We start from the raw sequence: 11,891 nt of genomic DNA on the forward strand, positions 1-11,891 counted from the left end.
GTTTCCCGGCAGCCGGGCATTCTCTATATGCCGACCCATATCATCGAGAAGCAGAGGCTGATCGAGAAGCATGCCGCGCGGCTGGGCCTGCCCAACGTTACGACCAGATGGGTGACGCTGTCGGGCGGCGGGGCGCAGACCGATGCGCTGCTCGCGGGCACGGTCGACATTCTGTGCACCGGCACCGGCAATTTGTTGCTGCTGTGGGACCGCACCAAAGGCGGGGTCAAGGGCATCGTTGCAACGTCCGCGCAGCCGATGAGTCTGATCAGCCGCGACGAGCGCATCAAGACCATCAAGGATTTTGGCCCGGGCGACAAGATCGCAGTGCCGACGGTAAAAGTGTCGACGCAGGCCATCGTGCTGCAGATCGCCGCCGCCAAACTCTATGGCGACGACCAGTGGTCCAAATTCGATTCCAACACGGTGCAACTCGGCCATCCCGACGCGGTCGGCGCGATGTCGAACCCGACCCATGAAATCCACAACCATTTCACCATTCCGCCCTACACCTTCATCGAGTTGAAGAACGTGCCCGGCGCGCATGTGGTGCTGACCTCTACGGAAGTGATGGGTGGGCCGCTCAGCCAGGCGCAGTTCTTCACCACCACCAAATTCGCCGATGCCAACCCGAAGATCATCGAAGCCGTGCGCGCGGCGTCGAAGGAAGCGCAGGACTTGATCCGGTCCGATACCAAGACCGCGGTCGATATCTACAAGGAAGTCACCGGCGACAAGACCAGCGCGGAAGACCTGCTGGCCTGGCTCAAGGAGCCCGGCATGATGGAGTGGAATCTTCAGCCGCAAGGCACCATGAAATTCGCCGACCACCTCTACAAGGTCGGCACGCTGAAGACCAAACCGAAGGCATGGACCGATTATTACCTGCCGAGTTCGGCCGATCTCAACGGCAGTTGAACGCAGGAATGTAGGATGGGTAGAGCTCTTGCGAAACCCATCATTGCGAAGGGAAAGATGGTGGGTTTCGCAAGGGCTCAACCCACCCACCGAAGGTGCAAATGACCGACAAACGAAAAGACCCGGCCTCGCTGCGCAGCGCGCGCTGGTTCGCACCGGACGATCTGCGCGCCTTCGGCCATCGCTCGCGCGCAATGCAGATGGGTTACGCGCCGGAGGAATGGGCCGGCCGGCCGGTGATCGCGATCCTCAATACCTGGTCGGACGCGCAGCCTTGCCACATGCACTTCAAGACCCGCGTCGACGATGTGAAACGCGGCATCCTGCTGGCGGGCGGCTTTCCGATGGAATTGCCGGCGCTGTCGCTGTCGGAATCGTTTTTGAAGCCGACCACCATGCTCTATCGCAACCTCTTGGCGATGGACGCCGAGGAACTTTTGCGCGGGCATCCGGTGGATGGCGTTGTCTTGATGGGCGGCTGCGACAAGACCACGCCGGCGCTGCTGCTCGGCGCCACCAGCATCGGAATCCCCGCGATCTATCTGCCCGCAGGACCGATGCTGCGCGGCAACTGGAAGGGCAAGACTCTCGGTTCCGGTTCCGATGCCTGGAAATACTGGGACGAGCGGCGCGCGGGAAAAATCTCCGACAAGGACTGGGTCGACGTCGAGGCCGGCATCGCGCGCAGCTATGGCACCTGCATGACCATGGGCACCGCCTCCACCATGACCGCGATCGCCGAATCGATCGGCATGACGCTGCCGGGCGCGTCATCGATTCCCGCGGCGGACGCGGGCCACATCCGCATGGCATCCGGATCCGGCCGCCGCATTGTCGAGATGGTGTGGGAAGACCTGACGCCGCAGAAGATTCAATCCCGCAAGGCGTTCGAGAACGCCATCACGGTGGCGATGGCGATGGGCTGCTCCACCAACGCCATCATTCACCTGATCGCGCAGGCGCGCCGCGCCGGGCAGGACATCGGGCTTGACGATTTCGAGGTCGCCAGCCGCAAGGTGCCGGTGATCGCCAATGTCCGGCCGAGCGGCGACGAATACCTGATGGAGGATTTTTTCTATGCCGGCGGATTGCCTGGGCTGATGAGCCGGATCAAGGAGCATCTGCATCTCGATGCGATGACCGTCACCGGCAGGACGCTCGGTGAGAACATTGCCGATGCCGAAGTTTACAACGACGATGTGATCCGCACGATTTCCAATCCGATCTATGCCGAAGGCGCGCTTGCGGTCTTGAAGGGAAACCTCGCGCCGGATGGCTGCGTCATAAAACCCAGCGCCTGCGAGCCGCGTTTCCTGAAACATTCGGGACCCGCGCTGGTGTTCGACGATTATCCGTCGATGAAGAAGGCGATCGACGATCCCGATCTCGATGTCACCGCGGATCATGTGCTGATCCTGCGCAATGCGGGCCCGCAAGGAGGCCCCGGCATGCCGGAATGGGGCATGCTGCCAATCCCGACAAAACTGGTGAAGCAAGGCGTGCGCGACATGGTGCGATTGAGCGATGCGCGCATGAGCGGCACCAGCTACGGCGCCTGCATCCTGCACGTCTCGCCGGAATCCTACATCGGCGGGCCGCTGGCGCTGGTGCAGAACGGCGACCGGATCACGCTGGATGTCGCGGCGCGTACCATCGATCTTGACGTGTCCGAAGCGGAGCTTAAAAAACGCCGGGCCGAATGGAAGCAACCGGAGACGCGCTTTGAGCGCGGTTACGGCTGGATGTTTACGAAGCATATCAAACAGGCCAACGAAGGCTGCGACTTCGATTTCCTCGAAACCAGCTTTGGCGCGCCGGTCAAGGAGCCGGCGATTTATTAGCTCGTGCCCCGGACGCAGCGCAGCGCGTAGCTCTTCGCGAAGCGGTGCGATGCAGAGCCGGGGCCGCAATGAAGCACAGCGTCTGGTACGGTCCCGGCTCTGCGCAGCGGCATGAAGAATGCCGCAGCGCGTCCGGGACACGGTCAAGAAAAACTTGAGTGCAACACCATGACCAAGCTCAGCGACGCCACTCGCGACAAATTGAAAACCATCTCGACGGCGACGGTGGCGACCGCGCTGTTCAAGCGCGGTTTTCGCAGCCAGTGCATTCAGGACGTGCATCCGCTCAGCCCCGATCAGCCGACCCTGGTCGGCGAGGCATTTACGCTGCGCTACATGCCCGCGCGTGAGGATCTCAACAAGCTCGACGTGTTCCGCGACCGCGCGCATCCGCAGCGCAAGGCGATCGAGGATTGCCCGCCCGGCGCCGTGCTGGTGATGGACAGCCGCAAGGATGCCCGCGCCGCGTCCGCCGGCGCCATCCTGGTGACGCGGTTGATGCAGCGCGGCGTCGCCGGCGTCATCACCGATGGCGGTTTTAGGGATTCCGCCGAGATCGCAAAACTCGGCTTTCCGGCCTATCACCACCGCCCCAGCGCGCCGACCAATTTGACGCTGCATCAGGCGATCGAGATCAACGTCCCCGTAGGCTGCGGCGATGCGCCGGTGTTTCCCGGCGATGTGATCCTCGGCGACAGCGACGGCGTGATCGTCATCCCCGCGCATCTCGCTGACGAGATCGCCAATGAGGCCTTCGAGATGACGGCGTTCGAGGATTTTGTTACCGAGCAGGTGCGGAAGGGGCGGGGGATTTTCGGGCTTTATCCCGCGACGGACGAGCAGACGCTGGTCGACTTCGCGGCGTGGCGGAAAGCGAACGAAAGGTAGCCGTGCCCCGGACGCGGCGCAGCGCGCCGTTCTTCACGGCGTGGTGCGCTGCAGAGCCGGGGCCGCACCAAACCCAGTGTTCGTGACGGTCCCGGCTCTGCGGAGCGGCATGAAGAATGCCGCACCGCGTCCGGGACACGAAATTCACGCTTCGCCTTCCGCCATCCCCACCGCCCACAGCGCGAACGCATAGACGATGGCGATTTCGTCGAGCCGGTCGAAGCGGCCCGAGGCGCCGCCGTGGCCGGCGCCCATGTTGGTGCGTAGCAGAACCGGGCCGCCGCCGCTCATGGTGGCGCGCAGCCGCGCGATCCATTTGGCCGGCTCCCAATAGGTGACGCGCGGATCGGTGAGGCCGCCCATCGCCAGGATCGCCGGATAGTCCTGTGCCGCGACATTGTCGTAAGGCGAATAGGACAGGATGGTGCGAAAATCCTTTTCGCTCTCGATCGGGTTGCCCCATTCCGGCCATTCCGGCGGCGTCAGCGGCAGCGTGCCGTCGAGCATGGTGTTGAGCACGTCGACGAACGGCACTTCGCCGACGATGCCGGCGAACAATTCGCCGGAGCGGTTGGCGACCGCGCCCATCAGCATGCCGCCGGCGCTGCCGCCATGGCCGACGATGCGCTTTGCGCGCGTGTACTTCGCCTCGATCAGCGCGCGGCCGGCGGCGGCGAAATCGTCGAATGTGTTGGTCTTCTTCTCGCGCTTGCCGTCGAGATACCAGCCCCAGCCCTTGTCGGCGCCGCCGCGGACATGGGCGATGGCATAGACGAAACCGCGATCGACCAGCGACAGCCGGTTGGCCGCGAACGATGCCGGCATCGCGTGGCCGTAGGAGCCGTAGCCGTAGAGCAGCAGCGGCGCGCTGCCGTCGCGTTTGAACTCCTTTCGGTGCAGGATCGACACCGGCACCTGCGCGCCGTCATGCGAGGTCGCCATGATGCGGGTGGTGACGTAATGGTGCGGATTGTGGCCGGATGGGATTTCCTGCCGCTTGCGTAAGCGACGTTCACGGCTCGTCATGTCGTAGTCGTAGATTTCTGACGGCGTGGTCATCGACGAATAGGAAAAGCGCAGATTCGTGGTGTCGAATTCGTAGCCGCCGATAGTGCTCAGCGAATAGGCAGCTTCGTCGAAGGCGATGGCATGCTCGCCGCCGCTCTCAAGATCGCGGATCACGATGGACGGCAGCGCGTTGGCGCGCTCCAGCCGCACCAGGTGCCCGGCATAGAGATCGAAATCGAGGATGTAGACCCCCTCGCGATACCGGATCAGGTCGCGCCAGTTGGCGCGTTCGGGCATAGCCAGCGGCGCGGTGACGATCTTGAAGTCGATTGCGCCGTCGGCATTGGTGAGAATGAACAGTTCGCCGCCGCGGTCGGCGACCGAATACTGCACGCCGTTCTCGCGCGCCGCGACCAGACGCGGCTTTGCCGTGTCATCGGCAAGATCGATCAGCCATTGCTCCGAGGTTTCATGGTCGCCGCCCGCGATCACGCAGAACCGGCCGCTGGCGCTTTCATGGATATGGGTGAACCAGCCGGAATCCTTTTCTTCGTAGACAAGGATGTCTTCCGCCTGTGGCGTGCCGAGGCGATGACGCCAGACCTGCATCGGGCGATGATTGTCGTCGAGTTTTACGTAGAAGAAGGCTTTGGAATCCGCCGTCCACACCACGCCGCCATCGGTTTCCTCGACGACATCAGCGCGGTCCTTGCCATCGGCCCAGTCGCGCACTTGAATCGCAAAATATTCCGAGCCTTTGACATCAGCGCTCCAGGCCTCGAGCCTGTGATCAGGCGAGTGCCGCGCGCCGCCGAACTTGAAGTAGTGATGGCCGGCCGCGAGCGCGTCGCCGTCGAGAATGATTTCGACGTCGCCGCCGCTGCGCGGCATGCGGCCGAACAGTTCGTGCTGGCCGCCTTCGCGGAATTTTCCCATATAGGCGAAGGGACCGTCCGGCGCCGGCACGCTGGAATCATCTTCCTTGATGCGGCCGCGCATCTCCTTAACCAGCGTCTTCTGCAGGCCGGCGGCGTGGCCGAGCAGGCTTTCGGTGTAGTCGTTCTCGGCCTCAAGATAGCTGCGGATATCCGGGTCGAGCACCGATGGGTCGCGCAACACTTCCTGCCAGTTGGGGTCCTTCAGCCACGCATAATCGTCCGTAATCGTGACGCCATGAGTCGTGAACGAATGCGGCCGCCGCGATGCGATGGGCGCGGCTAGCGGCGGACTGCTTTTGGCGTTTTGTCGGTTCACTTAAGGTTTCTTTCGCGAAATGTCCGCGGAGTGCGGCCTCATGCCATATACGCGTCGTCGCCTTGATTGCCAGAGGTACGCAACTCACTCCCTCGTCATTGCCGGGCTTGACCCGGCAATCCATCTTCTTCGAAAGACTCTTTGCGAAGAAGATGGATACGCGGGTCAAGCCCGCGTATGACGCACTACGTTGAACGTCAGCCGTTGCGCAGTCGCGCGCCGGCGCCGGCGCCGAATACCGGAATCCGGTTGACGGCAAGCACCACCGCGAAGGTGATCACCAGCATCGCCAGCCCCAGCACCGAGATCGCGGCAAGATCGCCGCTTTCATTGAGGTCATAGATCAGCACCGACAGCACCTTTGTCTGCGACGTGAACAAAACGATCGCCGCCGACAATTCGCGCATCACCCCGATGAAGATGAAACACCAGGTCGCGATCACGCCGGTGCGCAGCAGCGGCGCGGTGATGTGGCGCAACGATTGCAGCCGCGTCGCGCCGAGGATCCGGCTGGCATCCTCGAGTTCGGGATGGATGGTGGCAAAGGCCGCCTGAAGTTGCTGATAGGCCGACGGCAGGCTGATGGTGAGGAACGCTATCAGCAGAATCCACAATGTGCCATAGAGCACGAAGGGCGGCCGCGTATAGCTGAGGAACAGGCCGACGCCGAGCACGATGCCGGGCACCGCGATCGGTGCGGTAGCGAGAAACCCGAGCGCGCGCGAGCCCGCGACCACGCGCCGCGTCGTCACATAGGCGATCACAAGCGCCAGAATGGTGCCGATGGTTGCGGTCGCCGCGCCTAGAATCACGGTGTTCTTCAACGCAAGCTGGGTCGACGACAATTCGGTGAACACGAACACGATGTTGTGCAGCGTGAAGGTGCCCGGCGTCACCAGGGTCGTCGCGTTGGGCGAGAACGCGGCGTTGAACAGCGCGAAATACGGCAGGAATACCGGATTGAGCAGGATCAGGAGGCAGAACGCCAGCGCGGCCCAGCGCCACGCCTTCATTTCGACGCGGCGTGGCGCGCCGTATTTGCCGCCGACCACCGAATAGCCGCGCCGGCCGAGAATGAACTTTTGGGCCTGCAGCAGCACGATGGTGAGTAGCAATAGAGGGACTGCGGCGGCGGCGGCGAGTTCGAGTTTTGGCGGGTACTGGAACAGGCTCCAGATTTTCGTCGTCATGGTGTGGAAGCCGGCGGGCAGCGCCAGGATGGCCGGCGAGCCGAACAGCGTCATGGCCTGCAGGAACGCGACCAGCGCGCCGGCGACGAGGGCCGGCAGCGCCAGCGGAATCGTGACGCGCCGCGCCGTGGTCCAGGCCTTGCCGCCGAGGATGGCGGAGGCATCCTCGAGTTCGCCTGGCATGTTGTCCAGCGCGTTGGCGACCAGCACAAACACAAACGGGAAGGTGTAGCAGGAGATCACGAAGATGAGCCCGGTCAGCGAATAGATGTTGAACAGATGCGAGTCGGCTTCCGCCCCGGTGACCAGGCGATACAGTTGATTGAGCAGTCCCGAGTTCGGCGCCGCCAGCAACTCCCAGGCCACCGCGCCCAAAAACGGCGGCGTAACGAACGAGGCAGTCACCAATGCGCGGATGAACTGCCGCCCCGGCATATCCGTGCGCGACACCAGCCACCCCATCGGGGCCGCGACGACACAGCAGAACATCGCCGACGTCGTTGCGATGATCGCCGTGGTCAGCAGCGGGTCGAGAAAATCCGGGTCGGTGAACAGTTTTACGAAATTCTGCAGCGTGAGGTGCCGGTCGCGGTCGGTCAGGCTGTAGACCGCAAGCCACGACAGCGGCATTACGATCAGCACCACCAGAAACGCCGCGAACAGCCACAGCACCGGTTTGGTCCAGTCGATTCTGGCGTGGAGGGTGTCGGTGGTGGTTGTGATGGTCATCGGTCTATTTCTTCTTCGTCATTCCGGGGCGCGAGCGAAGCGAGCGAGCCCGGAATCCATAACCACGATCGTGAGTATGGATTCCGGGCCTGCGCCAAGAGGCGCATCCCGGAATGACGATGATAAAGTGAATCGGCGACATGGAGGGTTAAACCCGGAACAGTTTCGCATAGCGCGTTTTGATGTCTTCGGCAGCGGCCTCGACACCGGCCGCGTCTTCCTTCATCAGCTTGAGGTCCGAAATCTTCCGCCGCCCCGGCTTCGACTGCACCTGCGCATGCGCCGAATACTGCGCGGTATAGTCGGCGAAGAACTGCTGCGTCTCGCGGGTATGCAACCACGCCTGGAACAACCGCGCCGCATTGGGATGCGGCGCGGTGGCGAAGATGGCGGTCGGTCCCGAAACGGTCGGCGTCCCTTCCGTCGGATACACCGGCTCGACCGGTTGTCCCGCCTCCTTCAGCAGCACGACGCCATATTCGTTGCCGTCGGCCATCACCGAGCGCTCGCCGAGCGCCAGCTTCTTCGGCGGATCGGTCGAGGACTGCACCTGCATCACGCGCTGCTTCGACAGCCTTTCCAGATAGTCCCATCCGAGCTCGCGGACCAGCTGGAAGGTAGCGGTCATGATGGTGCCGCTATAGGCGGGATGGCCTTTTACCATTTTGCCGGCCCATTTCGGATCGAGCAGATCGGCCCAGCTTTTGGGCGCGTCTTCGCCCTTCACCAGCTTGGTGTTGTAGGCGATCGACGAAAGGTAGATCCGCGAGGTCGCGCTCATGCCGTCGGGATCGCGATATTCGGGCAGGAAATGCTGCGCGATGTCCTCGGTGACGAACGGCGCCAGCCAGCCGTTCCTTTTCCAGGTGATGATGTGCGAGGCGTCGGAAGTGTTGATCACATCGACCGCGCGGATATTGCTGGCGAATTCCTGATCGACCCGTTGGAACAGCCGCTCCGAGCCGGAGCGCTCGATCTGCACGGTAATGCCCGGATATTGCGCCTCAAACGCCTTGCCGAGTTTTTCGCCGACGGGAAGGTCCATCGACGAATACAGGATCACCTTGCCTTCTTTTTTCGCGGCCCCGACGAGAGCGGGCGTGATCGATACCGCCGCCGGCGCAGCCGCCATCACGCGCGTCGCCCATACGCCCAAGCCAAGCGCCGCCGATCCTTTGATGATATCGCGCCGGGACAATCTCTTTCGCATCGGTACCGCCTCCTGCGTCAGACCCGGAACAGTTTCTGGTAGCGCGCCTTGATCTCTTCGCTCGCCTTCTCGGCGCCCTCGGCGTCTTCCTTCATCAGCTTGATGTCGGCGAGCGGCTTGCGCCCTGAATGTTCCTTGACCTGCGCGTGCAGCGAACGCAGGCCGCCGGCGTCGATGATGATCTGCTGCGCGTCCGGCGTGAAGCAGTAGTTCTGGAACAGCTTTGCCGCATTGGGGTTGGGCGCCGCCTTGAAGATGCCGTTCGGCCCCACGATGAACGGCGTGCCCTCGGTCGGATAGACCGCCTCCACCGGCTGGCCGGATTCCTTCAGCAGGAAGATATTGTATTCGGTGCCGTCGGCCATCACGCTGCGCTCGCCGAGCGACAATTTCTTTGGCGGATCGGTCGCCGATTGCACCTGCATGACGTTCTGCTTGGCCAGCGCCTCGTAATAATCCCAGCCGATGTCGCGCACCATCTCGAACGTCGCGGTGAGGATGGTTCCGCTATAGCCGGGATGCGCCTTGACGATCTTGCCCTTCCATTTCGGATCGAGCAGGTCCTTGAAGCTTTTGGGCGCGTCTTCCGGCTTCACCAGCTTGGTGTTGTAGGCGATCGGCGAGAGCGTGGCGCGAAAACCGGCATAGGTGCCGTCGGCGTCGCGGTGCTCGGGCTTGAAGTATTTCGCGACGTCTTCGGGCACGTAAGCTTGCAGGATGCCCTGCCTCTTCCACGCCAGGAGATGCGCGGCGTCCGACGAATTCGCGACATCGACGGCATGGACGTTGCTGGCATATTCCTGGCCGATGCGTTGGAACACCCGCTCGGCGCCGGTGCGCTCGACCCGCACTTCGATGCCGCCGAACTTCTCCTTGAACGAGGCTGCGATTTTCTCCGAAACCGACAGATCGATCGAGGTGTACCAGACCACCTTGCCTTCTTTTTTCGCGGCCTCGATCAGCTGCGGCGTGATGGCTTCGGCCGGCGGCGCTTGCGCTAGGACGCGCGAGGCGAACATTGTTCCGAGCGCCAGCGCGGTCGAGCCTTTCAGAACGTCGCGCCTGTTGATTTTGTTTTTCATCGCGATCTCCTTTTTATTATCGGCTCAGCGCGCGGCAGCGCTCCGGCGGCAGCGTCAGCCAGACCTCGGCGCCCTTGGGAACGGCGTTGTCGGTCCCGGTGATGACCCGCAACGTGGTGCCGTCCGAGGTTTCGACCATGTAGTCGCGGCTGCTGCCGAGAAACACCTGGCGCGTCACGGTGGCCTTGACCACGTTCTGCGAAGCTTGCGGCACGTCGGTCGAAAGCTGGATGTCGTGCTGGCGTATTGCGACCGCGGCATTCTGGCCGGGGTTAAGGTTCGCGCCGGTCACCTGCAAGGTCGCGTCGGCAAACGCGACATGATTGCCGTCAATTGCGCTGCCCTTGATGACATTGCTGGCGCCGATGAAGCGGGCGACGAATTCCGATTGCGGCCGGTCGTAAATATCCTCGGGTGTGCCGAGCTGGTCGATCACGCCCGCGTTCATCACCGCGATCAGATCGGCGGTAGTCATCGCTTCGGACTGGTCGTGGGTCACGTATACCGTGGTGTAGCGGTACTCGTCGTGCAGACGACGTATCTCGAACCGCATTTCCTCGCGCAGATTGGCGTCGAGGTTCGACAGCGGCTCGTCGAGCAGCAGCGTTTCCGGCTCGACGATCAGCGCCCGCGCCAGCGCCACGCGTTGCTGCTGTCCCCCCGATAATTCGCCGGGATAGCGCTGCGCCAATACTTCGAGTTTTGTCGTTTCCAGGATGGCCTTGAGCTTCTTCGCGATGGTCTCACGATCGAGTTTCCGCAACTTCAAGCCATAGATGATATTCTCCGCCACCGTCATGTGCGGCCACAGCGCGTAGCTCTGGAAGATCATCGACATCTTGCGCTGCTCGGGCGGCAAGGTCCGCGCCTTCGACGACACCAGCCGGCCGCCGACATGGATTTCACCCTCAGTCGGTTCCAGGAAACCCGCGATCAACCGCAGCGTCGTGGTCTTGCCGCAGCCGGAAGGGCCGAGCAGGCAGACCAGCTGACCGTGGTCGATCCGCAGCGAGACCTTGTCCACCACCGCAAGCTCACCAAACCGCTTGGTCAGGCCGCGCAATTCAACGGACGCCAATTAAGATCTCCCTATCCGCATTGCTGGCGGCATCTTATTCATCGTTGGATCGACCTAAGCACGAACGAAGGGGCGCCGAAAAGGCTTCGCGGACGCTCAGGCGCTTACACTTTCGCCCAACCACTCGATCGCGGCCTCGGTGCCGCCCTTGCCATGCGGAATATCGAGCGCATTGAGGCCGACCTCGATGACGCCGAGGGTGCCCAGAATCATCGGCGCGTTGATGTGCCCCATATGGGCGATCCGGAAGGCTTGCCCTGCGAGTTCGCCGATGCCGATACCGAGCACGACGCCGCATTTCTGCTTGCAGTACTCGTGCAGCGCCGTCGGATCGTAGCTGTTCGACATCATCACGGTGGTCACCGTGTCCGAGCGTTCGCCGGGTTCGGCGATATTGAAGCCGAGCACCTGGCCCTCCGACCACACGCCGACGGCGCGGCGGACCGCTTCGCCGAGCAGGCGATGGCGCAAGAACACATTCTCGAGCTGCTCGTCGTAGAGCATGTCGATGGCCTGACGCAGCGCAAACAGCAGATGCACCGGCGCCGTGCCGGCGTATTTGCGGTAATGCTCGGGGCCTTCGCGCTCGCTCCAGTCCCAGTAGGGCGTGCGCAGGTTGGCCGTCTTGTGCACCTCGCGCGCGCGATCGTTGGCGGCGACGAAGCCGAGGCCGGGCGGCGTCATCAAGCCCTT

The 11,891-nt window shown here is 62.9% G+C and carries 9 protein-coding genes; 3 read left to right on the top strand and 6 right to left on the bottom strand.

The features are described 5' to 3' along the window. From VGP39_RS05080 to VGP39_RS05090, 3 genes are all read left to right on the top strand, one after another. The coding region (locus tag VGP39_RS05080; protein WP_327567019.1) for an ABC transporter substrate-binding protein at positions 1-918 on the top strand (918 nt) is incomplete at its 5' end. Positions 919-1,019: 101 nt separating this feature from the next. Then, entirely contained in the window at positions 1,020-2,759 is a 1,740-nt protein-coding gene (gene araD, locus VGP39_RS05085; protein ID WP_327567020.1) for an L-arabinonate dehydratase, read from the top strand. A 168-nt stretch (positions 2,760-2,927) separates the two neighbouring features. Beyond that, a complete protein-coding gene (locus tag VGP39_RS05090) occupies positions 2,928-3,647 on the top strand; it encodes a ribonuclease activity regulator RraA (RefSeq protein WP_327567021.1) in 720 nt (239 codons plus the stop codon). 144 nt (positions 3,648-3,791) lie between these two features. Here the strand turns inward: VGP39_RS05090 and VGP39_RS05095 are convergent, their stop codons facing one another. The 6 genes from VGP39_RS05095 to VGP39_RS05120 all read right to left on the bottom strand — a co-directional run. Further along, a complete protein-coding gene (locus tag VGP39_RS05095; protein WP_327567022.1) occupies positions 3,792-5,909 on the bottom strand; it encodes a S9 family peptidase in 2,118 nt (705 codons plus the stop codon). A gap of 197 nt (positions 5,910-6,106) precedes the next feature. After that, positions 6,107-7,828, bottom strand: coding sequence for an iron ABC transporter permease (locus VGP39_RS05100; RefSeq protein WP_327567023.1), 1,722 nt, complete (start codon positions 7,826-7,828; stop codon positions 6,107-6,109). 148 nt (positions 7,829-7,976) lie between these two features. After that, positions 7,977-9,038 (bottom strand): ABC transporter substrate-binding protein, encoded by a 1,062-nt coding sequence (locus VGP39_RS05105; RefSeq protein WP_327567024.1) that lies wholly within the window; start codon positions 9,036-9,038, stop codon positions 7,977-7,979. Positions 9,039-9,055: 17 nt separating this feature from the next. Further along, positions 9,056-10,120 (bottom strand): ABC transporter substrate-binding protein, encoded by a 1,065-nt coding sequence (locus tag VGP39_RS05110; RefSeq protein WP_327567025.1) that lies wholly within the window; start codon positions 10,118-10,120, stop codon positions 9,056-9,058. A gap of 16 nt (positions 10,121-10,136) precedes the next feature. Then, entirely contained in the window at positions 10,137-11,198 is a 1,062-nt protein-coding gene (locus tag VGP39_RS05115; protein WP_327567026.1) for an ABC transporter ATP-binding protein, read from the bottom strand. Between the two features lie 96 nt (positions 11,199-11,294). Continuing rightward, on the bottom strand, positions 11,295-11,891 hold a 597-nt coding region (locus VGP39_RS05120), incomplete at its 5' end, for a pyridoxal-phosphate-dependent aminotransferase family protein (protein ID WP_414644569.1).

The sequence above is a fragment of the Bradyrhizobium sp. genome (assembly GCF_036009065.1).
Lineage (GTDB): Bacteria > Pseudomonadota > Alphaproteobacteria > Rhizobiales > Xanthobacteraceae > Bradyrhizobium.